This is a genomic window from Moraxella sp. CTOTU47724, assembly GCF_032014955.1.
Classification (GTDB): domain Bacteria; phylum Pseudomonadota; class Gammaproteobacteria; order Pseudomonadales; family Moraxellaceae; genus Faucicola; species Faucicola tetraodonis.
Map to the genome: position 1 here is coordinate 39,184 of NZ_DALZSV010000002.1, position 26,756 is coordinate 65,939.

Below are 26,756 nucleotides of genomic sequence, written 5' to 3' on the forward strand. Positions count from 1 at the left end.
CCGCAACATAACAACCACGCAAGCCGTCAATTACCCTAGTAATTGATGCGGTCGCCGTTATGATGCCCGTATTACCAAAAAACTGTCTTATAAAAAACTGTCTTGTTAAATAATGTCTTATTAAATAATGCCTAATTAAATAATAATGAAATACCAAAGTGAGCACTAACTGTCAGTTTGAATATTAACTAAAGTATGAGATTGTAAAAAGAAAAAAATGACCCGTCAATCTACACTTGTCATATTAACAATATTGTAGTTTTTTTAAAAATATGGCTCATTAAGCCTCACATCATTACTGTTTATTTTTATTTAACAAAGTGAAAATATTTCTCAATCCAAGTAGTCACACAAATCAAACAAGTTAGCTTACCGCTGTCATTTAAGCATGCTAAAATTCTTAAAAAACCCTCGTTGTTTTTGATGCAGTTACTTTTACCAAAGCAGTTACTTTTACCAAATAAGTACCGCACTTAGCTACAATCCCAATTTAAAAAATAGTGAAATCGCTGAAGACTTTCGACTAAGTAATCCAGTTAAACTTATACCTTAATGATGAATCAACTCGCTCAAACCCCCCTTGCCCAACGTGTCCGCCCAAAATCGCTTGACGAGGTAATCGGACAAACCCATTTGCTCGGTGCCAATGCACCGATTCGCCGTATTGTTGAGCAAGGTTACTTACCCTCGATTATTTTGCATGGCGAAGCAGGCATCGGCAAAACCACCTTAGCCATGCTATTAGCCGATGCGGTGGGTCGTCCTTTTCGCCCGCTCTCGGCTATCAATGCAGGGGTGAAAGAACTGCGTGAAGTACTGGCAAAAGATGATGGCTTGTTTGGCGAGCCGCCGGTGGTATTTGTCGATGAGATTCATCGGTTTAACAAAGCCCAGCAAGATGCACTCCTCGGCGCGGTTGAGTCAGGGGACATTACTTTAATTGGTGCGACCACCGAAAATCCCTCGTTTAGTGTCAACAATGCGCTATTGTCCCGTTGCCAAGTATATCGGCTCAGCCCCTTGAGCGAAGATGAAATCAGCCAAGTACTACAACGTGCCATTGACGATGATGTAGTTTTTAAACAATTTAAGATTGAAATACAATCAAGCCAAGCGATTTTTGCTCTATCGCAAGGCGATGCGCGTAAGGCGTTAAATTTACTTGAACTCGCCATTCAATCGAGCCCCAATTTTAAGCCAGGTAGCCAATCACCGATTGTGGTGACTGATGACAGTGTCATCGCCGTGGCAGGTGCAAGCCTGGTACGCTACGACAAATCAGGTGATGGTCATTATGACCTAGTGTCAGCGATGATTAAATCAGTCCGCGGCAGTGACCCTGATGCGGCACTGTATTGGATGGCGCGGATGCTGACAGCGGGCGAAGACCCTGCCTTTATTGCGCGGCGGTTGGTGATTTTGGCAAGTGAAGATATCGGACTTGCCAATCCCAATGCGTTACTACTTGCCGATACCGCACTGCGAAGTGTGCAGAGCATCGGTATGCCTGAAGCGCGGATTATTTTGGGGCAAGTGGTGGTGTATTTGGCGACATCGCCGAAGTCCAATTCTAGTTATCAGGCCATCAATAAAGCGATGCGACTGGCTGAAAATGACCAATCGCCTGTACCGCTACATTTGCGTAATGGCGTCACCAAGCTGATGCGCGCCGAAGGTTATGGCGCCAATTATATCTATCCTCATGACTACCCCAACCATTACCACCCACAGCAGTATCTGCCTGATAATTTGATGGGCACACGGTTGTTTGACTTTGCTGATAATGCCAAAGAACAGCAAACATATGCCTTTATACAGTGGTTAAAGAGCGGCGACTAAAGGGCAATCATTGAAGGGCGATGATTAAAGCGCGCCGGCTAAAAAACCCGTCAAAGCAGACAATGGATGATTTAGCGCAGCCAAATGAACCCTATTCTGTAATACCCAGTATATCACCAGCAATAAAAACACCAACAAAAACCCAAGCTGAATCCACAAAAAATAGCGATGCTTAAAGCCCAAGCGGCGCAGCTTGGCATGGTTATAACTGCCCTTATCAAAGTTGGTATGTTGATGCCTTTGCCATTTGCCCGAACGATAATAGTTTTCTACATCCGCAAGTAACCTTGGTACACTGGCGCTATCAAATTGCGCAGTTTCAAAATAGCCTAGCAAGGGGCTGATATCATCGATATCATCCATATCGTTGACGTTATCTAAATTGATGCAGTGCATTTTCCAGTGCCCAAACAGCGCATTGGGCGCCTGTCCCTGTTCAATAACGTGAATATTTTTGTGTCTTTTATCGGCTTTGATTTTGTCAAATAGCTGGGTGATAGTGCGCTCACTACCTTCCATATATTGTAGAAAGTTGCCTTGCTTGAGAAATAGTACGCTATTGACATTTGCCTGGGTGTTGCACGCGAATGACTGACGATAGATATCAGGCAACGTCATCGTATGCAAACTTGCTTGCAAGGTAATTTTGCTCGTGTAGATAAGATAAAAGACTGACATCACAGGATCCTTAGATAAGTAAATCGGTTAGACGTCTATGACTTTTTAATAGCGTTTTTAAAACGTATTAAGAATGTAATTTTTATTAATTATTAAGTAATAATATACCAGTTTTTTTTAATTTTTGCTCAAAAATTATACAAAATCACCCCTTTTTGTTAATTTTTTCAACCAATTTACCCTAACCTTATATTTGCATGCGCTACCAACGCGTATGGCTATCAATATTTCGCTGCTTAGACTCACTGAGTTAATGCTATAATAGCGCGCAAATAAGAAATGGGCGCCCATACTAGCTTCACCCAATTTGATGAGGTGATTGTTAAGGTTGGTTTGGACAATAGTTTGAAAAATACTAGCTGATAGCGCTTATTTTCTGTCCCTATTTTTCAATCAGTTTTTTAATCAATGTTATTCCAATAAATCGCTAACAAAGGCACTCTTATGGCATTTAATACAACGGCAGAAATTATCGATGACATCCGTGCAGGCAAAATGGTCGTTTTGATGGATGATGAAGACCGTGAAAACGAAGGCGACTTGGTGATGGCAGCCACCCATGTGCGCCCAGAAGATATTAATTTTATGATTACCCATGCGCGTGGCTTGGTGTGTTTGACCATCACTGCTGACCGCAGTGAACAGCTCAATTTACCGCTCATGTCGGATAAAAATGGCGCTAAATTTAGCACCAACTTCACAGTATCGATTGAAGCGGCAGAAGGGGTCACCACAGGTATCTCAGCAGCGGATCGCGCCAGAACCATCCAAACAGCGGTGTCTTCGACTGCCAAACCCGAAGACATCGTACAACCGGGACATGTATTCCCGATCGTGGCACAAAATGGCGGTGTGCTACACCGTGCCGGTCATACTGAAGCCGGCTGTGACCTAACACGCTTGGCAGGACTTGAACCTGCGGCGGTGATTTGTGAAATTATCAAAGAAGATGGCGAAATGGCGCGCCGTGATGACCTAGAGATTTTTGCCAAAGAACATGGCTTAAAAATCGGCACCATCGCTGATTTGATTAATTACCGTATTGCCAATGAGCAAACGGTAGAAGCCATCGCTAATTATCCTATGCAAACTGAGTTTGGTGAGTTTACTGCTTATCGTTTTAAAGAAAAAAATTCAGAGGATACCCATTTGGCACTGGTCAAGGGCAACCCACAAGAAGGCGTGAGCACTGTGCGGGTGCATAGCTTCCAGCCATTGCGCGATTTATTCACCGTGCAGCTACCCAACAGCGGTAAGAGTAACTGGGATATCCATGCCTCACTCAAAGAAATTAGCCAATCAGAGCGTGGCGTGTTTGTCTGGATTGGGCATCAGCAAGCGATTGATATAGGCGAAGCACTCGATAACTTTATGGCTGACAAACCCAATTCACCGCTTAAACACCAACCCTACCGCAGCATTGGGGTTGGCTCACAGATTTTACGTTATTTGGGCGTGCGTGATATGCGTTTGCTGTCATCACCGCTCAAATTCAACGCGTTATCAGGATTTGACCTAAACTTGGTGGAAACCGTTGCTAACCCAGACCACAAAGCGTGATTTACGAGATAGCAATTTATCAAACAAAAAAAGCCACGAGCATTGCAACTTGTGGCTTTTTTAACAATTTTAGTAATAGTTAAACACTATAACTTTTAAACCGTATGACTTTCTAACTCGGCAAGTTGTTGGCGCTGACCATCAGAAATCGGTTGTTTATTTTTGCCGGTTTGGTCAAAAAACACAATGACGGACGATGCGGTAGCGACGACTTTTTGCTGGGCAGTGCTAAAGTAAACATAGTCATGGGTCAGACTGGTATTGCCTATTTTTTTGGCACGAATGCCAATCCAAAGCACATCGGGGAAAGTGACCGAATTTAAATATTGGCAAGATGACGAAGCGAGCACGGTGTAAGTTTTTAAGTTAAACATATCAACTTGTTGAAGGTAGTGGATACGTGCGCGCTGGGCATAATTGTAATACACCACGTTATTGACGTGATTGAACGCATCCATATCGCCCCATTCCACTTTTTGCTCATAGATAACAGCAAAGCCTTTTAATGGGTGATTGTCTTGTTGGGCGATGTCATGGCGAGTGGCATCACTAATTGGGGGATTGGACATATTTTTCTCTCTCATACGGTTACTGTTTAATACAAGGTAAAAATTATTGAATCACTAGCGCAGTCGCATTAGCCCTTGCTGCTGGGTTGTGGCGACCAATTTGCCATTTTGCCAAAATTGACCGTGGTTTAGGCTTTTTGACTGTGACGTGGTATCGCACCACATGTTGTAGAGTAACCAATCATTCATATCAAATGGGCGGTGAAAATGCATACTATGGTCGATACTTGCCGCTTGCAACCCTTTAGTCATAAAGCTAATCCCGTGTGGCATCAGCCCCGTACCAATCAAATAAAAATCAGAAGAAAATGCGAGCAGTGCCTGTTGCACTTGAATTGACTGTTTACCCAGCTGCGGAATACGTAGCCAGTTGGCTTGGCTAGGTTCCATGATTTTTGGATGAATGGGGTCACGCGGCTGTACTGGCTTGATTTCGATATGACGCTGGCGCATAAAGCGCGCTTTTAGGGCATCAGGTATTTTGCCTACCACTTGGTCTTTGAGCTGCTGCTCGGTCAGCAACACATCTGGCGCAGGATACGTTGGCATCGCTTGTTGATACTCAAGCCCTTCTTCAAACGGTGAAAAAGACGCCATCATGGTAAAAATAATGCTCGGTTGGTTATCGTCATCATATTGGCGTGCTGTCACTTGACGTGAAGCAAGGCTACGACCATCACGTAATTTCTCGACTTGGTAATATACAGGCTTATTGATATCGCCACCGCGCAAAAAATAGCCATGAAATGAGTGGCAAGGTTTTGCATGCTCCACGGTATGGCTGGCTGCCATCAATGCTTGTCCCAGTACTTGCCCGCCAAAAATACGCGCACCGACATAGTCGTGGCTTTGCCCAATAAATACACTGTCTTGATACGGTACGAGGGTTAAGGTTTCCAATAACTGCGTGACTAATTGCTGCCAACTCGCTTGCTGCTCAAGCTGCTGCGTTACGGCTGTTACGGGCACCTGGGGTTGGTGAGTGATATCAATGGTATGGGTATGGTTTATATCTTGCTGGCTTGCCATAGACACTCTTATGATTAAAGTTATTTTGGGTAGATAAAATGGATTAAAGTCACTCATTATACAAGAATTTTTGAGTGATAAGGTTTAGAAATTCATCAATCTATGGCATGATAAGACATATTTTAAACCTTGTATTTATCTTTAAAAAACTTACGAAAAACTCACGCAATCACTAGGCATACTATGAATCACGTAGGGAAAAATTCAGGCACTACCGAAGCGAACAGCAAAGGTACCCATCCTGCTGCGACCCCGCTGTTAAAAAATCTATACCGACAAGTCTCTGGCAAACTATTGGGACTCGCCGTCAAATCCAAACTTATCGGCGACATCCCCAATATTAGCGAAGCCAGGAACCAGGTTAGCGATGATAAGCTACCGCCAGCAAGCGATAGCGATACCTCAAGCCAGCGACTCACCTTTTATGTGCTCAAAGAGTATTCTCGTAGCAATAGTATTTTAATTGACCTAGAAACCAAACAATATGACCTACCCCCTGCCCTAGCCAATGTCATCGATCGGGCGCATGGTATTGATGAAAATACCGCAATGATTTTTTTGCATCATCATAAAACAGAAAAACTGTCTGATAACAGCGCCGTATTTTCACCTCGCCTACTACGTTTGATTGAAGCCGTCGAGCGATACCCAACGATACACATTGATTTTATCCCTGTCACTATCTTGTGGGGTCGCGCGCCAGAAAAAGAAGATTCGCTGTTTAACCTCCTCACGGCTGATGAATGGCAAGTACCAAGTATCAGCAAACAGCTATTTAATATCGGGGTCAAAGGGCGGGATACCTATGTGCAGTTTCACTCACCCAAAGATCTGCGTGGCATTATCGAAGATGAGATTAGCAAAAACCCTGCGCTGCAAGCCGATAGCGTGGCACCCACTGATACTGCTAGTAACGACCGCCATCATTTACACACCATCACTGCACGGGTACAGCAGCGTTTAGAAGGTTATCTAGATAAACAACAAGAAGCCATCTTAGGTCCTGACTTATCAGACCGTCGCAATGTGGTCGATAAAATTCTGTATACGCCTGCTATTCAGCATGCCGTGAATGTCGATAGCAAAGAAAACTCGCGTGAACTCGCCAAAAGCCGAAAACTGGCGCGTGGGTATTTGAACGAGATTGCCAGTGATTACTCGTATGCAACCGTGCGCTTTTTTGACCGATTTTTGACCTGGCTATGGACACAGTTGTATGACGGGGTTGAGGTGGCGCACTTTGAGCGGGTACGCCAACTGGCATCCGACCATGAAATCATCTATGTGCCTTGCCACCGCAGTCACATGGACTATCTGTTGCTGTCATACGTAATTTATAAACGTGGGTTACGGGTGCCCTACGTTGCCGCAGGCGAGAACCTAAACATCCCCGTGCTAGGTCAAATATTACGCAATGGCGGCGCTTTCTTTATGCGTCGCAGTTTTAAAGGCAATCCGCTTTACTCTGCGGTGTTTCGTGAATACGTGCATAGTATGCTGATGCGCAACACGCCGATTGAGTACTTCATTGAAGGTGGTCGCTCGCGCTCAGGTCGCTTGTTGCCGCCCAAAAAAGGAATGCTAGCGATGACGGTACAAAGCCATCTACGCCAAGCGGGCAAACCGATTGTCTTTATCCCGACCTACATCGGTTATGAACGCATTATGGAAGGCGGCACTTATGTGGGTGAGCTTAAAGGTAAACCCAAAGAATCTGAGTCGCTACTAGGTCTATTAAAAGCCAGCCGAAAAATCGAGCGTATCTTCGGTCATGTGCACGTCAGTTTTGGTCAGCCGCTTTATCTGGCTGATTTTATGAAAAAATTTGACGTTGCCCCAAATACCCTACCCAAAGACCGTACCGATAGTGATATGCCCGCCAATGTCACCCACATGATTGACAATTTGGGCATCAAAATCATGCAGCGTATCAACCGCTCTGCGGTGCTTAATCCAGTGACTTTGCTATCTTTGGTACTGCTCGACACGCCGCATGGCGCACTCGATGAGCAAAGCTGTCGTGAACAGTTGGCGCTGTATCAACGTATCGCAGAAAAAATCCCGTATGATGATGATGTATCAATCACCCAGCAAAGCCCAGAAGCCATTATTAACTATGGTGTCAAGCTTAAACTCATCGAGCGCACCCCACATGTGCTCGGTGACTTGATTCGTATTGCGGACGGTCAAGCGCCGCTACTGAGCTATTTTCGCAACAATATTTTGCATATTTATATCATCGCGTCACTGTGTGCCTCATTGATACAGCGTAATGGCACCATGAGCCTAAACACGATTGAGCGGGTGGTGGGTATCATGTATCCCTTCTTGCAAGCAGAGTTGTTTTTGAAATACCCCCTGCGCACCCTAAATGACACTTTGCGTGAGCATATTGATACTTTGGTCGAAGAAAACATCATCGTGGACAAAGGGGTGAATGCGGACGGTCATCGCATCCTGACCACGCCAGAGCCGAATACCCGTAGCTATCAGCAGTTGACAGTGCTTGCCAACTCAGTCGAGCAAAGTCTAGAGCGCTACTTTATGGTACTTGCGCTGCTGAGTCAGCAAGGCTCAGGCAAACTTACCAAAGATCAAGTGATTGATTTGGGTCATCTGCTCGGTCAGCGTCTATCCGTGCTATACGAAGATGATATGCCAGATTTTTTTGACCGTGCCTTGTTTACTAGCTTTATGGATGCGCTCGAGCGTCTAGGCTATATTACGGTGTCGGCTAGTGGGGTGATTGAGTTTGATGCTCGCATTCATACCATGGCAAAAAGCGCGCGATTTATCCTTAATATGGACGTGATGCATATCTTACAGCAAATTTCACAACTGACTGATGAAGAGATCAAACGCACCTTGACTGAACTGCAAAACAAAAAGCAACGCAAATTTAGTCGTAAAAAAGCTTAATTCTACCCAACAATAAAAAACCGTGTTGCGATAACACGGTTTTTTTACATGCAAATCAGCCTAGCGACGCTGCTCGACAATCAGTGAATCAATGCGGCTATTTTGTAGTTGGCGTTGGGCTTGTGCCGCCATCTCTGGGCTACTCATGGCGCGAGAGATGACTTGATAGACGGTTTGGTCATTATTTAAGCGTTTTTTGACGATTTGGGCATCCACCCCCGCCATTAGCACTTCAGCACGGCGTTTATCCGCATCATCGGCATTGTCAAAGCTATTGATTTGCAAGATATAAGTCCGCGTAGGCTCCTCATTACCAATGACAATGGCATCGGCACTGCTTTTGTCATCGGCAGCGGTGCTGGTATCTATCGTACTATTGTTGGCTGAAGTGCGTGGTTTGGTTCCGTTATCATCAGACAACAACGGATTATCGACCACGCTGACATTCGCTGATTTGGTCGCACTGGTGCTGTCAGCCTGGGTCAACACCACATCAGGCTGCGCCGAGACTGGCTGACTAGCAGCAGCCTCATCGGGGACTGCACTGACCTGCTGTTCTTTGAGTAAGTCATAGAACTCGTAGTTATTGGTTTTGGGTTTGTCTTGCACCTTTGGCTGCACCATCGGCGCTTCGTCGCTTGTGGTTTTGCCTTGGTTAAATGGATTCCACAAATAAACAAACAGACCAATCCCCACGGTCAATATCATGCCCACCAACATGGCAGCAAAAAACGACATCGTGCTTGGCGCTTTACGCGGGGTCGCTCCTTTGGGTCTTGCCATCATCATCTCCTACGACATGGGATACGGTAATATTACCGCGTTTTTAGCGTATCTTAATCATATCACATACTGGTTGGTGCCGTTAATCCGAGCAAAATTAAGCCATTTTGAATCACTTGGCGTACTGACTTTGATAACCGCAGACGCGCCTGCATCAAGTCAAGCTCATCTTGGGTTGGGGTTTCGCCATCTTTGGGTAAGATACGGTTATCGTTGTACCAACCGTGGAACAAACTTGCCAAATCTTTGAGGTAATTGGTCAATAAATGCGGCTCATAGTTGACCGCAGCACGGCGTAGCACTTCAGGGTAAGAAGCCAGCAAGCTCAATAAATCCGTTTCGACAGATTGGGTCAACAGATGCTGGTGGGCTTTGCCGGCTTTGTCATCGACCTTGATACCGCGCTCTTCAGTACGCTCAAGCACACGGCAAATACGCGCATGCGCATATTGAATATAATATACCGCATTATCTTTGGTATGGGATTTGGCAAGTTCTAAGTCAAAGTCAATGTGCTGTTCTGGTTTACGCGCGACATAATAAAAGCGCGCGGCATCATTGCCGACTTCTTGACGCAGCTCACGTAAGGTCACAAACTGACCTGAGCGTGATGACATCTGGATTTGCTCTGTACCACGCCATAGGGTGACAAACTGCACCAAAATCACATCCATACGCTGGGCATCGTAGCCCATCGCCGTCAATGCCGCTTTCACGCGTTTGATGTAGCCGTGGTGGTCTGAGCCCCATACATCAATAATTTTGTCATAGCCGCGGTCAAGCTTGTCTTTGTGGTAGGCGATATCCGAGGCAAAATAAGTAAATTGGCCATTGGCACGGCGGACAACACGGTCTTTTTCATCGCCAAATTCGGTGGATTTAAACCACAAATTACCGTCTTTTTGGTATAAAAACCCCCGCTGCTCTAATAACTCTAAAGCAGGCACAATGGCATCTTGGATTGATTTTTCGCTAAACCATTGGTCAAAATGGACGTTAAAATCCGCCAAATCATCTTGGATATCTGCCAAAATGGTACTAAGTGCGGCTTCATGAAAAATCTGATAATTATCGCCCAAATTGGCTTTGGCATTGGCAATCAGCCCGTCAATATGGGCTTCTTTATCACCTGAGACACATACTTTTTCGCCGTTGGCATCGATTTGGTACTGGGCATCGGCAGGTACATTGAGTAGCATATGTTCCCAAGCGGTTTTTAGGCTATCGCCATGCTGTTTTTTGATGGGTTTGGCAATATCTTTGACATAATCGCCTTGGTAGGCATTGGTGGGAAATACAATTGGCTCACCGCACAGCTCAAGGTAGCGCAAATAGGTACTGGTTGCCAAAATATCCATCTGACGACCCGCATCATTGACATAATATTCCCGCCCGACTTGGTAGCCAACCGCCTCTAGTAAATTGGCCACGCTCATGCCAAACGCAGCGCCTCGACCGTGACCCACGTGTAGGCTTGAGGTTGGGTTGGCAGAGACAAACTCAACTTGGATTTTTTGACCGGCAAATTCTTCGGATGTACCAAAGTCGCCTTTTTGCTCCATAATGGTGTCTAAGATAGCAAAACGCGCGTTATCATCTAAGAAAAAGTTAATAAACCCCGGTCCTGCAATCTCAACTTTGCTAATCATGTCCGAGGCAGGCAACATCGCCACGATGGTTTGCGCCAGTTCACGCGGGTTTTTCTTGGCAGTCTTGGCAGCTATCATGGCAAGGTTACTAGCAAAATCGCCGTGCGCTTGGTCTTTGGTGCGGCTGATGGTACTGTTATCAACCCAATCGATTGGCAAAATTTGCTGTTGTTTTAGTGATTCCACCACTAATGCTAAGGCTTGCGAAATGACGGGTTGTTGTTCTGACATGGAAATTCTCTTTGTTGGCTCACAGGTTTTGTTGCAGGATTGATAGCTAAAAAAGCACGATAAATCAATGAATCACCATCGATTTGAGGCTATCACTCGCTCACAATCGAGGGAGATTGATTTTGGCGTTCAATATACCAATTTTTGATGGCTTTTTCATTATAATCCTGTCAAAAGATACATGCCATTACAAGGAAACGCGGTTTTTTGGCGTATAATACGGGCTAAAATTTTGTAATGTCTGATGACAATCATAGGATAATAACATGTTTGTTTTAGTCTCTAGTGAGTTAATCACCAAACTTGGCATGTATGTGCTGCTGCCTATCTTTATCGCGTTTTTATTTTTTATCATGTACGATATTTCAAAGAAAAACAATGCAGGCAAGCAAGGCACATTTTGGATTTTTTTGGCACTGGGCGGCGGTTTTTTTGGCTTTCTTATCAAAATGGTCTTGGAGTGGTATTTTAGTAGGACGCTTTAAACTACCCGGCTCTAAACCTTGCTAGCCTAAAACGCCATTACCCCAAACCGCACTACCCATGTTACTTGTTCATGTTACCGTTACGGTCGTTTGGCTATCATCACCGCACGGGTCGGGCGTTGATAGCCCTCGATGGTTTTGCTGCTATCATTGGGGTCAAGAAAATCGCTTAAAGATTGATAATCCATCCAGTCGGTTTTGCGTTGTTCATCCGTCGATGTCACATCCACATCGACACAGCGCACCGCCACAAAGCCTACTTTGTACAGCCATAGCGACAGTGCCGCAACCGAGGGGATAAAATACACGTTATTCATCTGTGCATAGCGCTCGCTTGGCACTAACACGGATGTCGCATCCCCTTCAATCACTAGGGTTTCTAGTACCAATTCTCCGCCTTTTGCTAGCTGATTGTATAATTGCTCAAGATGCTCAAACGGTGACGCGCGGTGATACAGAACGCCCATACTAAACACGGTATGAAACAGACCTGCTTGCCCGCTAGTCAAGCTAGGATTGGGCAAGGCTTCAAGTGGTACAGGCACATAGTGCACCCTGTTGCGTCCAAAATCGTTACGGTCAGCCTGCCCCACAAAATGGCGAATCGCCATAAACTGGTGATAAAACAGACACGATGGGTCAATCACAATCACCGTGCTTGCCCCTGCGCCCGCCATACGCCAGCCGTGATAACCCGAACCGCCACCCACGTCTAGCACGCGTTTGCCGTGAAGTGGGCTGATATGTGGCAACACCCTATCCCATTTCCAGTCACTGCGCCATTCGGTATCAATATGGATTTGCAGGTCACCTCCGCCCAGTAAAAAACCGCCTTTGCGCCACGGCATCAAACGTTTGAGTAGCGCATGGGTTTTTTTGTATTCACTGTCTTGCCAGTCAAACGCTGCGGTGATACAGGGTTGATTTAAGTCTACTTGCACGTTGTCAACCACGGGCAAGCGCTCAATAAGCGATTGATAAAATGGCGCATGGGCGTAGCGTGATTTGTCTTTGATAGTAGCCAGCCAGTTGGGCAACTGGGCAAGCCATTCATTGGCAACTGGGTATTTTTCCGCCAATTGCAGCAAGGTAAGATAGACGTCGGTTTCGGCAGTTTTGATGGTAGCATTCATGGTTGACTCTTTTAGCAATGACAGGTTTTTATTGTTTAAGGGCAATCATCACTTAAACGCAATAATCGACGCAAAGTTTAAAAACTGAAACCACGTCAAATGGCGGTCAAACCCCACTGTTGCTAGCCGCTGATGATGAAAATCGAGGGTATCGGTGATAAGTACATTCTCCAGTGCATTGCGTTTACCACTGATTTCCATCTCACTATAGCCATTGGCGCGTTTAAAATCATAATACCGCTCAACGCGCCAGGCATCGTCCGCTTCATCGAGCAAGTGGGTTTTTTCAGTCAAAATCAAAATACCGCCTTCAACCAACGCATCATAACAGCGTTTGAGTAACTGCTCGCGCTTGTCAGGAGATAAAAACTGCAAGGTTAAATTAAGCACAATCATATCGCACCGCTCAAACGCCACCTCACACACATCAGCGCAAATCAGCTCGATATCATGCTCAGGATAATGCGGTATCAGTACACTTTGCGCTTTGGCAATCATCGGCTCTGAGATATCAATGGCTTTGATTTGCAGATCTTGCGGCGCAAACTCGCCTGCGAGCGCAAAACTCACCGCCCCGAGTGAACAGCCCAAGTCATAGACGCGGCTGACTTTATTGCCGTCGCTATTGGTTTGGCGAAACTGGCAATGGCGTTTGGCAAAAATCGGCAACATGGCGAGCATCTGCCCATAGCCAGGCACACTACGACGAATCATATCGGGAAAACAAGCCACCACTTGCTCATCAAAGCTAAACCGCGCATTGGCATCTAGCGGCGTGGTAAATAAGGTATCGTGGGGTGGTTTGGCTTGGGGCTGACTCATGCGGCTGACTCACTATGGCTGATTGAGCGTTACTAAGACTCAGTATCGCTGACTTAGTATCGCTGACAGTTTTATGATCGCTTCAACAATAAAATGCTTAAGGAACGCTTAAGAAACGCTTAAACTGTCAGGTTTTTAAATAGCGGAAACTTGGTTTACATTGCCTAACTTGAATGGCGAGTAAACTTTGCTATTCTAACATTTTCACCCGTTTTACTTTTAATAATTTATTTTAACCCTTATATCAAACCAATGAAATAACCATAAAAAGGTACTATTATGCAAACGATTATTTTAGGCGGTGGCTGTTTTTGGTGTACCGAATCCGTATTTAGTCATGTCAAAGGTGTGACCGATGTCACATCAGGCTATATGGGCGGTGATGAAGTAAGCGCCAACTACAAAGCCGTCTGTGGCGGCGATACCGGTCATGTCGAAGTGATTAAAGTCGATTTTGATGAGACCATTATTCCGCTTGAGACGGTATTGGATATTTTCTTTGCCACCCATGATCCAACGACACAAGACCGTCAAGGTAATGATGTCGGCAGACAATATGCCTCTGTGGTGTTTTACACCGATGAAGCGCAGCAAAAACCGACCATTGACCGTGTGATTGGTGAGCTTCGTGATGAGCAAGGCATCAAGGTGGTGACCGAAGTGCATCCTGCTGCGCAGTTTTTCGTTGCCGAGGACTATCACCAAGATTATTACGCCAACAACCCGACCCAAAGCTATTGCAATTTTGTGATTCCGCCCAAGCTTGCCAAGCTTAAACAATATTTTAGCGGTTTTATGATTGAACAATGACCCGTATCGATACCATGTTGATACTATATTAATGCTTTCAAAATTGGGCTTTACACCGTTAATGCCCAATTTTTTCGCGTTAAATAATTGGACTTACTATAACCGTGCAAAAATTAACGCTTTATCACCCAATGTGAAAAAATGTAATTAAATGCATTTACTCCTTTCACTAAGTGGGCTTTTTTTATACCCTTGAATCAGTCAAAATTCATCCCGTTTGTTGATGTTTTTATCTGTCACTATTCAAGGTTTGTTATGCGTTTACTTCCGATTTTTATGGCGCTGGCAGGCGTGGCGATGATTAGCCAAGCCAATGCCGCACCGACACCGCCTAATCTTAGCAATGCCCAGTTTCAACAGTGTTTATCCAATCTCAAAAACAGCAGCACCTTTCGCGGTGTAGCCAGCACTTTAGAACAATATCGCCCAACTGAGCCTGACCCTAGTGTGATTGTCTCGCTCAACTATCAACCTGAGTTTCAAAAAGAAGTGTGGGACTATCTCTCAGGTCTGGTCGATGAAGAACGTGTGCAAGATGGTATTAATGCCAAAAACCAACTGCAAAGCACGCTAAACCGCATCGAGCAGCGCTATGGCGTGAAAGGAACGGATGTACTCGGCGTCTGGGGAGTAGAGTCAAACTTTGGTAAGCAGCTGGGTAAAAAAGATTTAATCCAGTCGTTAGCGACCTTGTCTTGCTTTGACCGTCGTCAGTCGTACTTTCGCACGGAATACGCCAACGCGCTGCGTATCTTGCAAAATGGTGACATCCGCCGTGATGATATGACTGGCTCATGGGCAGGGGCGTTTGGGCAAACCCAGTTTATGCCAAGTACCTTCTTACGCTTGGCGCAAGATTTTGATGGTGATGGACGTAAAGATTTGGTCAACAGCCAAGCTGATGCGCTCGCGTCAACGGCCAATTTCTTGGATAAAGCAGGTTATCGCACGGGCGAGCCTTGGGGATTTGAGGTCAAGCTGCCCGCAGGGTTTTGGGCAGATAGCAACCGCAAAGCCAAAAAACCGATGAGCTACTGGCGCAGTCAAGGTCTGACCCTTGCCAATGGTCAGCCGCTACCCTCTAGCCTTGATAGTGCAGGTTTGTTATTACCTGCAGGTAGCAAAGGTCCTGCGTTCTTAGTGGGTAAAAACTTCGATGCGTTTTATAGTTACAATGCGTCAGAGAACTACGCGCTAGCGATTGCGCATTTGTCCGATATGATTAGCCAAAACCGTACTAGCAACGTCGGCTTTGTCACACCTTGGCCCACGGATGATGCCGGTATTAGTCGCCGTCAAGCCCGTGAAATCCAGCAAGCACTGCTTAATCGTGGGTATGATATTGGTCAAGCTGATGGCATGATTGGCGATAAAACGCGCTATGCCATTCAAGATTTTCAGCGTCAGCAAGGTGTCAACCCTGATGGTCGTGCGGGTATGAAACTCTACCGTATGCTAATGACTCAGCCAATAGGCAATGCTCAGTACCCAAACCAATACCCGACCCAAACGCCCGTTCGATACCAGTCTGTACCGAATTCAACGATTACTGCCACGCCGACTAAAGTGGTACGCGACGCCAATGGGCGCACGAGTTACTATCGTATCGACAATGGGCAAGGTGGGGTGACAACGCCCTAGTCATTGAAACCTTAGTGTTTCAGTGTTAGGCATTAAACCTTAAATGATTTAAACCTGAGTTATTTAAGCCGTAGTCATCTACAATGTTCATCAATTTTTCATTACCCAATAAAAAACCCTTAATGCTGAGATTAAGGGTTTTTTGTTGATAGTGACAGGGTTTTGTTAATATCCCCACATGGGACAACCTTATACAATAGGTGGCGGGGTGGGCTCTTCACCATCATCCATTTGGATCGGTTTGACTTCGCCTTTTGAATTGCTGCCCCAATTGTCCTCTTCGTCTTCATCCCACTTTTTGAAGTTATCGCGTGGGTTGATACCACGGCGTTTCATGTCTTCGACTTGCTCTTCGAGGGTGCGAAACTGCTGTGCTTCGTGCATGGTATCTTCAAGTTGGTTGATTTTGTTTTCAAGATCTTCCGCTTGTTGGGTCACATGATTGCTCATAATTTTATCCTCTTTTTATTCTCAATGTTATCGTTATGTATGCTGTGAGATTATCATAACACAAACAAATGTGACGCTAGTTAGCAGGTCTGTATAACATTATCATGACATGAGTAAATCATGGCTTGGTCAAAGCTGATATAAAATACTTGGGTAAAACGCGCATAAAACCATAAAAAAGGCGTGTTAGAAACGATGGATTAAGCTTGTACAATGATGTTAATCTGCCACAGCTCGCGGATACTTTGCCCTTCTTTGACCGAGAACAACCATCGTTTTTTCACCAGTTGGCTTTTTATCCATTGATAATCGATACTACTGATTTGACAGCGCGAGACCGCATGGATATTGGGTGAGATTTTGAGCGCTTCTGCCATTGCAGCATCTTTGAGGGCATCATTAATTTGGGTCAACATCATATTACTGGTAAACGGCTGCGGTAGTGCTTGTAGCATTTGCACAATATTGCCCCAGCTAAATGTATAAGCCGCGCTGATTTCTCGCAAGTTGCCGCCTTCAAACGCGTGTGCGGTGTAATTGACCAATAACGCTTCATTGAGCGCTTTTGGCGTGACTTGGGTGGGTCTAACTTCAAGTTCAGGCGGCTTTTGATCGCGCTCTAGACTACTGGCAGTTAAGCCGGGTTGCACGCTATTACGGATATGAAATCTATCCGAGACAAAAACCGACTTCAAATCGCCACTAGCGCCTGTCGGTAACGCCCTTAATGGAAGGGTGTCTTTGACCCAACCTGATCGCGGAAACTTGTCTTTGATTTCCTCAAGCATTCGCACACAGTCGGGCACACCATCCTGGGTCTGATCGAAATGAATGGCCCGCGAACCTTGTTCTTTAATCACCAAATTAAACAGATCCAACCGTTGACGTAATAGCTCATGTTGGCTCGGCTGGGTATTGACTAACGCAATCATCGGCACACGTTTTGAAGACGCATAGATATAAGATAAGTGCAGATAACTGACACCTGATAGGCTTAAATGACCGTAATCATTGCCCAAAATAAAAATCATATAATCACATTGGTCAATTTGTTGGCGGCTGTATTCAACAAAATTGGTATGGGTCGCAAGCAAATCCCAAGTCAAAAAATAATCCGTCGATAGCGCATACTCTAGGGCATTCTCTAAGTTGACATTTTCATTTCTCACCAAAGAGATATGAATATGATAACGTTTCTTTTGAGACATGCTATCTTCTCCATAACGCTCTAATGAACGCAATTAATTAAAAAAGGTAAAGGATTAAAAGCTCAATCGTTAAAAGCTAAATCGTTAAAAACTAAAAGGGTAAAAAGCCATGCTAACTAACCAACAAGCTCAATTCACTGCACGATGTTGAGTCACACACAAGGTAAAAAAATCAATCCCCAACTCTGGCAAAAACCGCTGCAACAAACGCGTTGCGGCCTGCTTAGTAGTGGGTAAGTTGGCGGTGGCATAAAACTGTAACCGTGGTCGCTCTTTATGAGAGGCAAGCTGATTGGCTTGCTCAAGCAAATCATGCACCCGTTTGGCAATGGCATCCCCCGAATCAATCAATGACACTTGCCCCATAGCTTGGTGAGTCATCAGCTCGTCGATACGCTGTGCCAAATAGGCTTTAAAAAAAGGAAAATGGGTACAGCCCAGTACCAATTGGTCTACCTTTTTAGCCTGTAACTCACTTAGCAAGTGATCTAAATCAGTCACCGCTGGGTGATGGCTTGGCATACCCAACTCTACCCAAGGCACTAGGCTGTTAAAGCTATATTTGTGCACAGTCACTTGCTGCGGTTTAGCGACTTGTTCAATAACTTCATTGAGTAAATACCCGTGCAAGGTCGCTGGGGTTGCCAACACCGCGACTTGCTTGGTGACCGACTGCATCACCGCAGGTTTTAATGCAGGGACTAAGCCGACAATCGGCACTTGAGGATACTGCCGCCTTGCCGCCTGTAATCCATGCGCAGAGGCACTATTGCAAGCTATCACAATAAGTTTACAGCCTTGCGAGTGTAGCCAGTCCACTGCCTGCAAGGTAAGTTCACGAATCTGTACTTCACTGCGTGAGCCATAGGGTACATGCAGGGTATCGGCAAGATAGATATAACGTTCAAATGGCAAGCGTCGCTGCAAATGGGTCAATACCGACAATCCGCCCAACCCAGAATCAAATACGCCTATCGGCGCGCTTGCTAACTCTACCATAGCCTAATCAGTCCAACTCGCAGGGTGTTGCTATTTTAAACCGCAAAATAACTGTACCCATAAAATAGACCACTATCTTATACCAATTTTTAGACGCTCACTACAAAAAAATGCAGTTGCTGAATTTGACAGCAAATTCGTCACCTTGCTGGTTCACAAGCTATCAAAATTTGGCTAAAGCGGCTGGTTAGAGGGTCATCGTCAAGGTAAAAGTGCTATCACCACTGTGCAAAATCAATGACGTCCCCTCTTCACCCTCTGCCAACTCACCCAACTTAATCAAATGGTAAAACACATTGCGATGAATGAGTCCGTATAGCGCTGAGTCACCATTTTGCCGCACTAACAGATAAGGCTGGCTGGCTTGTTTTTGCTGTAAACCAGCATCATGATGGCTAGCATGGGTAAATGGCAGACCCAAACGAATCGGATGCTGCTCGTCAGCAATCACCACATCGCCTTGCGTGGTGGTGAACTGCAACACCGGTTTGCTAGTAGCGCCAAATTGCTTGTTAATGACGTCCACTTGATTCACTAGCAGTGGCACGTCTTCTACTTGGATTTGCCATTTTTCAACAGGGGTTTTTAAAAAATACTCAATGTGGTGGTTGTCATCAACCTCTGACCACAACACTTTGGCAAACAGATCAATGAGTAGTGGACGGGTGATTTGACTGCCTTCATGCCACCACTCGCCATTGGCTTTGACCACCATATCCATCGCACCGCTGAGTTTGGGTTGCCATTTTTCAAGCGGTGGAATTTGGCGTGTCGGATGATTTGCGGCTGCTACGGCTTGCGAAGTAACCGATTGCTCGATTTGTTGGCTTAGCTCGCTTATATCAAAGCTAGTATCAAAATTAATATTAAAACTGGGTTTAGATGCTACATTATTAGTATCAGTATTAGTCATTTTATAGCTCATATTATGGTAGTTTTTATTTAGATTAGGATTTAGAGGATTGTATGGGTTTATGAATGCCATGATGCGCTGTGTTGACATCACTTTGTGGTACATAGTAGTCAATTCAACGCTGGGTTTCAAATAGTCGCTGTTAGTACCTGTGTCGATTTATTGTATATAAAGGTGACAGATAGCATAAGACAAGTCAGATTGGATGCGATAAATTAAGCCCAGCAGTCATTTTCTCCTGCAAAAATATTAGGTGGTTAAAGGGTTAATCTATTATACTAAGTAGTATTTTTTCTGAATTCATATAACGATTCATTATATGTTAAAATCAAGAAAACCATTGATAACATTGCCAGCCTGCGCCAGCAATTATTTGATGAACTGATAATCAAAGGCTAACCTTCCCAATCACTAGCCTTGCAAAAATCATCGTGATGCAACTTATGATAGGCTGTCAGATGTAAGCTGAAGAAGCGCATTGTTTAACCCAATGCGCACAAGTTTAAGTAAGTTGTCATCACTGAATTTTATTTTTCTAAGGAGTTTGTATGCAAGACATCGAACGCGAGCAAATGGAGTTTGACGTAGTTATCGTGGGTGGCGGACCTTCAGGTCTATCTGCGGCAATTCGTCTACGTCAACTTGCCATTGCTGCTGGCAATCCTGATTTTAGCGTGTGTATCGTTGAAAAAGGCTCAGAATTTGGTGCCCATATCTTATCAGGTGCGGTCATGGAGCCTAATGCACTGACTGAACTGATTCCTGATTGGAAAGAAAAAGGTGCGCCCGTTCGCGTGCAAACCAAAGGTGACCGCGTCTACATGCTCAAAAATGAGACCAAATACCGCGAATTGCCAGAAAAAATCGTCCCAAGCTTGATGCACAACCATGGCAACTACATTATCTCATTGGGTAACCTTGTACGTTGGTTAGCCACCCAAGCCGAAGAGCTTGAAGTGATGATGTTCCCAGGTTTTTCTGCCGCTGAAATTCTGTACAACGAAGATGGTTCTGTCCGTGGCGTATTGACGGGTGACATGGGCGTCAATGCCGAAGGTCAACCAAAATCAGGCTATGAGCCAGGCTATGAGCTACTGGCAAAATACACCATTTTTGCTGAAGGGTGCCGTGGTCACTTAGGTAAACGCTTAATCAGCCGTTTTAACCTATCAGAAGGCAAAGACCCGCAGCATTACGGTATTGGCTTAAAAGAGCTTTGGGAAATTGACCCTGCCAAACACCAAGAAGGCATGGTGCTGCACGGTTCAGGTTGGCCACTTAGCGAGACGCATAGTAACGGTGGTTGGTGGTTATATTTTGACGAAAACAACCAAGTGTCATTTGGTATGGTGATTGACTTGTCTTATCACAACCCTTACCTATCGCCATTTGATGAGTTACAACGTCTAAAAACCCACCCGCTCATTCGCAATATTTTAGAAGGCGGTAAACGCTTATCTTACGGTGCGCGTGCCTTGACCAAAGGCGGTTTAAACTCATTACCAAAACTATATTTTGCCGGTGGTGTGTTAGTGGGGGACGATGCAGGTTTCCTAAACCCAGCAAAAATCAAAGGTACTCATACCGCCATTAAGTCAGGTATGTTAGCCGCGGAAGCCGTGTATGAAGCGATTGCTGCCGGTCGTCAACATGACGAAGTGCCAACCTATGAGCAAAAATTCAAAGCATCATGGCTCTACAACGACATGTACCAAGCGCGTAACTTCGCAAATGCGATGCACCGCATGGGTATCTGGATGGGCGGTGCGTTCAACTTCCTAGAGCAAAATATATTTAAGGGTAAAATGCCACTGACTATTCGTGATAGAATGCCAGACTACGATGTGCTTGAGCGCGCAGACCACGCTTATATCCCTGAGTATCCAAAGCCTGATGGTAAGCTGACCTTTGATAAATTATCTTCCGTGTTTATCTCCAATACCAACCACGCTGAAGATCAACCTTGTCACTTGAAGTTAACCGATCCAGAGGTGCCAATTAAGCGTAACCTCAAAATCTTTGCTGAGCCTGCACAGCGTTATTGCCCAGCAGGGGTATATGAAGTGGTACAAAGTGACAGCGGCGCAAAATTTGTCATCAACTCACAAAACTGTGTGCACTGTAAAACTTGTGATATCAAAGACCCTTCACAAAACATCACATGGGTCACCCCAGAAGGGGGTGGTGGTCCAAACTACCCAAATATGTAATGATGTATCAAAAAAAGCCGCTAACGTTAGCGGCTTTTTTATTGGGTTTTGTCAAAGTTGTTTAAACCAAATAAGGCTCACCCACTTTGACACGCATTGTTTTACCAATACTGCTTGAATAAGTGGGCTTGGTGATATCGCTGACAAACACCCAGTCGCTGGTGCATTGCTCAGGGGTCACTGTCACAATCATATAACCGCGCTGAGAGGTGTCACACCATTTTAACGTACCACCTTTGATCAGCATAGGTAACCCCAGTGCTAACTGTTTTGGGTCAACTGTTGCTAAGTATTCTTCAAAACCTGGCGATGTCACTGACTGTACCGCAAACTCCACCCCAACGGGTTCGCCTTTGACATTGACTAGATTATTTGCCCAAGCGTTATGGGTATCGCCTGCCAATACCACTAAGTTTTTTTGCATAGCATTGGCAATACCATAAATCATCTCGCGTGCCACCGAATAACCATCCCACGCATCTAGGTTATAAGGAATGAATGGGGCTTGCTGCAACTGTTGTACCATACTCTGCTCTTGCGGCGTCAAGGTCGTGGGGGCGGTCTGCGCTTTTTGCATTAGGGTCAGATAAGTGACGGCATCTACGCCCAAGGCAGGATTCATAAAATTGAGCAGTACGGGTGCAGGAATAAACATCTGCCCCATCACCACTTGCTGACCCAAAATTTGCCAAGTCGACTTTGACACTTGCAATTGACCTGCTAGCCAGTTTTGTTGTGGCAAACCGATCATTTGGCGGCTGGTATCTTGCATTGCTGCGGTGAATTTTGCGCTATCTAAAGTGAGCTGACCATTGGCGTCTTTAATTAAAAATTTATTGTAATCTAGCTGTTTGTCCCGGGCAATGACACGGGTGTCTAGCATATGTAGACTGAGTAAATTACCAAAATCAAAACTACGATAAATTTGCGTCATCACACTATTACGCGTGGGCATCCATTCATGATAGGCTTTCATCGCGTCCATCTTGCGCTGATTCCAGTCGCCTTCATTAGATTGGTGATTTTCGGCACCTTCTTTGTAGGTGTCATTACTAATCTCGTGGTCGTCCCACACCGCAATCATTGGCATGGCGGCATGTACCGCTTGCAAATCTTTATCGGTACGATATTGGGCATAGCGCAAGCGATAGCCAGTAATGGTGAGCAATTCTTCCACTGGGATGACTTCGCGCTTGAGCTGTGCGGCCTGGCTTGAAGCATAGGCAGGTACCGTTTTACCTTGGTCATCGATGGTATGACGACCATATTCGTAGATATAATCGCCTAAATGCAGCAGCACATCAACGTCGCTGCGCTTGGCAATATCGGCATACGCATGAAAATACCCTGCAGGATAGTTTGAACAGCTCACCACCGCAAGTTTCACTTGATTGACATTCGTGACAGGTAGGGTTTTGGTTTTGCCAATCGGACTGGTGACACCACCACATATAAATCGATAAAAGTAAGGCGTATTTGGCTGTAAACCCGTGGCATCCACTTTGACCGTATAATCTTGCCCACCGTTTGTTTTGCTCGTGCCTTTATTGATGATGGTGTTAAACGTATTATCACTGGCAATTTGCCAATCGACATCAAGGCTGCTGCCACTGCTCACCGGTGTCACGCGAGTCCATAAAATCACTTTGTCAGCAAGCGGGTCGCCACTGGCCACGCCATGTAAAAAGCTAACCTGCGCTGTGTTATCATTATCATCATTGTCATTATTACAGCCGGCTAGCAACATCGATGCACCTGCGGCAGTCGCAAGCGATGTTGATTGTAAAAAACGGCGACGGTTGATACTTGGGGTTGATGGCTGGGTGTCTTTAAGCAAATTGTGGATAGGAGAAGTTTGCTCAGCGGGTTGGTCAGTCATGGGGTTTCCTCTAGATAAGGCAAAGCAACAATATGAAAAGTCAAATCGTGATAAAAAGATACGCTATCGCTAGGAAACATTAGCTGACTAAGGTGACAACCGTATGACGATTGAATGAACAATTAACGGCAAATTTTAGCCAATAAAAAAGCTGACCGAAGTCAGCTTTTGCGCAGTCAAAAATCTATGTCATAAAACATACAGGCAATAAAACTAGGCATAATACCTAGTCGCTTATCAATACTAGTAGCTAAATACCTGCAGCCGCTTTAAATGCAGCTTCATCAAAGTCGTCACCATGGGTCACAACGATGGTACCATTAGGGTTAATGTTGACAAATTTGACCCCTTTGATGTCTTCGGTTTTTTTGATGATTTCATCAGCAGTGGCTTGGTCTGCGATAGGTAAATCGTATTTAGTTTGTGGCATAACAGGTATCCTTCATATTGATAATTCTATATTAATAAATAACAGTAATATTGCGCAATGGATAAAAAATTAATTAAAACCAATAGTTACGATAGTTAAGTCAGTGTTAATTAATCAATAAGTACATAGGGTATAACATAACAAAAAATTGCAGGTGTGAATAGTCGCTTTATCCGTAAAAACAACGCTCTATCAGAATTCAAGCGCCTACTATGCGCTATCACGCGTTAATGTATTTGATGGCATCGGGTGTCCAATGGCTGATATATTGCTGCACTTGTGATTTGCGATTTTCATCAGCAATTAGGTACTTAGCAATCGCTTGCGCCACGATTAGCAAGCTTTCATCTCTGGCTAGGTCACTGACATAGTAGCTATCAAATCCTGTCTGCCGTTTACCCAAAAGCTCGCCTGCACCGCGTAGTTCCAAATCTTTTTGCGCAATCACAAAGCCATCATTGCTATCTCGCAACACATTGAGCCGCTCGATACCCGTTTCTGACAATGGCGTTTGATAAAGCAATACGCAAAAGCTTTTTTGGGTGCCACGCCCCACGCGTCCGCGTAGTTGGTGCAATTGCGATAACCCTAATCGCTCAGCATTTTCAATCACCATCAGCGAGGCATTGGGCACATCGACCCCGACTTCAATCACGGTGGTAGCCACCAGCAAAGCGGTTTTACCCGCTTTAAAATCCGCCATGACTGCTTGTTTGTCATTCGGTTTCATTTTGCCATGCACCAAACCAATGTTCAGATTGAGCCTGTCATTCAAATCGGCATAAGTCGCTTCAGCGGCTTGCGCATCAAGCATGGTTGACTCTTCGACCAGTGGGCACACCCAGTAAGCTTGTTTGCCTTGCTCGCAGTTGGCAGCAATACGTTCAATCACTTCATCACGTCGGTCACGGCTTATGGTGACGGTGGTGATGGGGGTGCGGTTGGGCGGCAGCTCATCAATGATGGACGTATCCATATCACCAAATGCACTCATGGCAAGGGTACGCGGTATGGGTGTGGCTGTCATAATCAGCTGATGCGGTGTGGTATGCGCCAAGCCTTTATCTACTAGCGCCATTCGCTGCTCCACCCCAAAACGGTGCTGCTCATCGATAATCACCAAGCCCAACTTGGCAAAATTGACATGTTCTTGAAATAGCGCATGCGTACCGACCACGATTTGTACCTCGTTGTCTTGTACTTGTTGCAAGGCTTTTTCACGCGCTTTGGCTGTTTGCTTGCCCACCAGCCAACCCACACCGATGCCAAGCGGTTCAAACCAGCTTTTAAAGTTATTAAGATGTTGCTCCGCCAAAATCTCTGTCGGTGCCATCACCGCCACTTGCCAGCCGCTATCAAGCGCATAGCACGCCGCCAAAGCTGCTACCAAGGTTTTGCCTGCGCCAACATCGCCTTGCACGAGTCGCAGCATGGGCACTGACGTTGACAAATCTTTGACGATTTCCGCTACTACCCGATTTTGGGCATGGGTAGGGGTAAAAGGTAAATTAGCTAACAACTGATTAGCAAGCTCGCTTGTGGCATCGCAGCGCGGTGCTTTATGCTGATAAAGTTGTTGTTTGCGGTACAGTAGACTCAGCTGGTGCGCGAGCATTTCTTCTATAATGAGCCGCTGACACGTCGGATGGCTGCGATTTTTTAACGCCGCTAATACCAACATTTGCTTGTTCAAATCGGTATAAATGGGTGGCTGATGGATAAAGCTAATGGCTTCTAGCAAGCTAAATTCGCCAAATGGGTTGTGGCTACCTGCCAGTAACGGAAACTGCTTACTCAGCGCACTTTGTACGATTTGCCACTCAGCATCACTGATAGTAGCCATCACAGGATTGGATTGTTTGACCGTTTGCAGCGCAAGTCGAATCAAGCTGCGCAGTTTATTTTGATGTAGGTACTTGACCGTTGGATAAATAGGTATGAGCCCTGTATTGGTCAGGGGTTGATGTCCAGTAATAATTTCATATTCAGGGTGGCTGATTTGGGTGCCATACTTACTGATACTGATTTCACCAAACACACGCAAGGTATTGCCCACTGCCATGGTTTCGGTCAATCCACGATAGACTTTGAAAAAGCGTAATGTTGTTTGCGCTGTCCTATCTTGTAATGTCACGCTCAGGCCCATCTTTTTGTTGTCGACGCGGACAACGGTACCTTGTAGCAATGCCGATTGTCCATCGACGACATCACACATGTTGACCAGTCGGCTGCGATCTTCATAATCACGCGGCAAATGTAGCAACAAATCAAACACGCGCTCAATACCAAGTTGGTCAAGCTGTTCAGCGATTTTGCTACCTACGCCAGCAAGCGCGGTGACGGGGAGATTAAAGATGTCAGGTTTTAGCGTCATATTATAAAGTTAGCTTATCTGCCTATAATAAAAATAGCATGAAAAAACACCAAATTAAGTTAGAATACATAGCGACACAATTTACGCTTTATAACCGATGAACTCAACAAATTTATCATTTAATAATATTGCTGTTTTGATTGAT

At 45.2% G+C, this 26,756-nt stretch carries 21 protein-coding genes; 7 read left to right on the forward strand and 14 right to left on the reverse strand.

The window, feature by feature from the left end; genetic code table 11:
- Positions 1-555: 555 nt before the first annotated feature.
- Positions 556-1,839 carry a replication-associated recombination protein A gene (locus tag RTR63_RS00855; protein ID WP_312522171.1) on the forward strand — a complete coding sequence of 428 codons (1,284 nt, stop codon included), beginning with the start codon at positions 556-558 and terminating at the stop codon, positions 1,837-1,839.
- Between the two features lie 24 nt (positions 1,840-1,863).
- Here the strand turns inward: RTR63_RS00855 and RTR63_RS00860 are convergent, their stop codons facing one another.
- Positions 1,864-2,517 carry a BLUF domain-containing protein gene (locus tag RTR63_RS00860; RefSeq protein WP_312522173.1) on the reverse strand — a complete coding sequence of 218 codons (654 nt, stop codon included), beginning with the start codon at positions 2,515-2,517 and terminating at the stop codon, positions 1,864-1,866.
- A 444-nt stretch (positions 2,518-2,961) separates the two neighbouring features.
- Between RTR63_RS00860 and ribBA the strand changes: the two genes are divergently transcribed.
- Positions 2,962-4,077, forward strand: coding sequence for a bifunctional 3,4-dihydroxy-2-butanone-4-phosphate synthase/GTP cyclohydrolase II (gene ribBA / locus RTR63_RS00865; protein ID WP_312522175.1), 1,116 nt, complete (start codon positions 2,962-2,964; stop codon positions 4,075-4,077).
- Positions 4,078-4,172: 95 nt separating this feature from the next.
- Here the strand turns inward: ribBA and RTR63_RS00870 are convergent, their stop codons facing one another.
- Positions 4,173-4,646, reverse strand: coding sequence for an acyl-CoA thioesterase (locus RTR63_RS00870; protein ID WP_095356473.1), 474 nt, complete (start codon positions 4,644-4,646; stop codon positions 4,173-4,175).
- A gap of 54 nt (positions 4,647-4,700) precedes the next feature.
- Positions 4,701-5,675 (reverse strand): acyl-CoA thioesterase, encoded by a 975-nt coding sequence (locus RTR63_RS00875; protein ID WP_312522179.1) that lies wholly within the window; start codon positions 5,673-5,675, stop codon positions 4,701-4,703.
- A 183-nt stretch (positions 5,676-5,858) separates the two neighbouring features.
- On the opposite strand from RTR63_RS00875, the gene plsB reads away from it, so the two are divergent.
- Positions 5,859-8,594 (forward strand): glycerol-3-phosphate 1-O-acyltransferase PlsB, encoded by a 2,736-nt coding sequence (gene plsB, locus RTR63_RS00880; RefSeq protein ID WP_312522182.1) that lies wholly within the window; start codon positions 5,859-5,861, stop codon positions 8,592-8,594.
- 60 nt (positions 8,595-8,654) lie between these two features.
- On the opposite strand, the gene RTR63_RS00885 is transcribed toward plsB, so the two are convergent.
- A complete protein-coding gene (locus RTR63_RS00885) occupies positions 8,655-9,377 on the reverse strand; it encodes an SPOR domain-containing protein (protein WP_201665081.1) in 723 nt (240 codons plus the stop codon).
- Between the two features lie 62 nt (positions 9,378-9,439).
- Entirely contained in the window at positions 9,440-11,257 is a 1,818-nt protein-coding gene (argS, locus tag RTR63_RS00890) for an arginine--tRNA ligase (RefSeq protein WP_312116155.1), read from the reverse strand.
- Positions 11,258-11,523: 266 nt separating this feature from the next.
- Here argS and RTR63_RS00895 point away from each other — a divergent pair, with 266 nt between their 5' ends.
- Positions 11,524-11,742 (forward strand): DUF2788 domain-containing protein, encoded by a 219-nt coding sequence (locus RTR63_RS00895; RefSeq protein ID WP_007117392.1) that lies wholly within the window; start codon positions 11,524-11,526, stop codon positions 11,740-11,742.
- Between the two features lie 80 nt (positions 11,743-11,822).
- On the opposite strand, the gene cmoB is transcribed toward RTR63_RS00895, so the two are convergent.
- Positions 11,823-12,875, reverse strand: a complete 1,053-nt coding sequence (gene cmoB, locus RTR63_RS00900) for a tRNA 5-methoxyuridine(34)/uridine 5-oxyacetic acid(34) synthase CmoB (protein ID WP_312522186.1) — start codon at positions 12,873-12,875, stop codon at positions 11,823-11,825.
- A 48-nt stretch (positions 12,876-12,923) separates the two neighbouring features.
- On the reverse strand, positions 12,924-13,697 hold the full coding sequence (gene cmoA, locus RTR63_RS00905) for a carboxy-S-adenosyl-L-methionine synthase CmoA (protein ID WP_312522188.1): 774 nt from the start codon (positions 13,695-13,697) through the stop codon (positions 12,924-12,926).
- Positions 13,698-13,976: 279 nt separating this feature from the next.
- On the opposite strand from cmoA, the gene msrA reads away from it, so the two are divergent.
- Both msrA and RTR63_RS00915 read left to right on the forward strand, forming a co-directional pair.
- Positions 13,977-14,507, forward strand: a complete 531-nt coding sequence (gene msrA / locus RTR63_RS00910) for a peptide-methionine (S)-S-oxide reductase MsrA (protein ID WP_050325183.1) — start codon at positions 13,977-13,979, stop codon at positions 14,505-14,507.
- 255 nt (positions 14,508-14,762) lie between these two features.
- Positions 14,763-16,148: a lytic murein transglycosylase gene (locus RTR63_RS00915; RefSeq protein ID WP_312522190.1), complete on the forward strand. Its 1,386-nt coding sequence runs from the start codon at positions 14,763-14,765 to the stop codon at positions 16,146-16,148.
- Positions 16,149-16,337: 189 nt separating this feature from the next.
- Here the strand turns inward: RTR63_RS00915 and RTR63_RS00920 are convergent, their stop codons facing one another.
- From RTR63_RS00920 to RTR63_RS00935, 4 genes are all read right to left on the reverse strand, one after another.
- The gene (locus tag RTR63_RS00920; protein ID WP_203171302.1) at positions 16,338-16,598 is read right to left on the reverse strand and encodes a hypothetical protein; all 261 of its coding nucleotides are present in this window, start codon (positions 16,596-16,598) and stop codon (positions 16,338-16,340) included.
- A gap of 200 nt (positions 16,599-16,798) precedes the next feature.
- The gene (locus tag RTR63_RS00925; protein WP_312522192.1) at positions 16,799-17,806 is read right to left on the reverse strand and encodes a DUF4062 domain-containing protein; all 1,008 of its coding nucleotides are present in this window, start codon (positions 17,804-17,806) and stop codon (positions 16,799-16,801) included.
- A 129-nt stretch (positions 17,807-17,935) separates the two neighbouring features.
- Positions 17,936-18,805: a glutamate racemase gene (murI, locus tag RTR63_RS00930; protein ID WP_312522195.1), complete on the reverse strand. Its 870-nt coding sequence runs from the start codon at positions 18,803-18,805 to the stop codon at positions 17,936-17,938.
- A 187-nt stretch (positions 18,806-18,992) separates the two neighbouring features.
- Positions 18,993-19,718: a DUF1285 domain-containing protein gene (locus RTR63_RS00935; protein ID WP_312522196.1), complete on the reverse strand. Its 726-nt coding sequence runs from the start codon at positions 19,716-19,718 to the stop codon at positions 18,993-18,995.
- Between the two features lie 548 nt (positions 19,719-20,266).
- Between RTR63_RS00935 and RTR63_RS00940 the strand changes: the two genes are divergently transcribed.
- On the forward strand, positions 20,267-21,928 hold the full coding sequence (locus RTR63_RS00940) for an electron transfer flavoprotein-ubiquinone oxidoreductase (RefSeq protein WP_007115862.1): 1,662 nt from the start codon (positions 20,267-20,269) through the stop codon (positions 21,926-21,928).
- Positions 21,929-21,989: 61 nt separating this feature from the next.
- Here the strand turns inward: RTR63_RS00940 and RTR63_RS00945 are convergent, their stop codons facing one another.
- The 3 genes from RTR63_RS00945 to recG all read right to left on the reverse strand — a co-directional run bounded on the left by RTR63_RS00945 (position 21,990) and on the right by recG (position 26,611).
- Positions 21,990-23,807, reverse strand: coding sequence for an alkaline phosphatase D family protein (locus tag RTR63_RS00945; RefSeq protein ID WP_312522199.1), 1,818 nt, complete (start codon positions 23,805-23,807; stop codon positions 21,990-21,992).
- 250 nt (positions 23,808-24,057) lie between these two features.
- Positions 24,058-24,237, reverse strand: coding sequence for a hypothetical protein (locus RTR63_RS00950; protein WP_101964595.1), 180 nt, complete (start codon positions 24,235-24,237; stop codon positions 24,058-24,060).
- 220 nt (positions 24,238-24,457) lie between these two features.
- Entirely contained in the window at positions 24,458-26,611 is a 2,154-nt protein-coding gene (gene recG, locus RTR63_RS00955) for an ATP-dependent DNA helicase RecG (protein WP_312522201.1), read from the reverse strand.
- Positions 26,612-26,756: the final 145 nt, after the last annotated feature.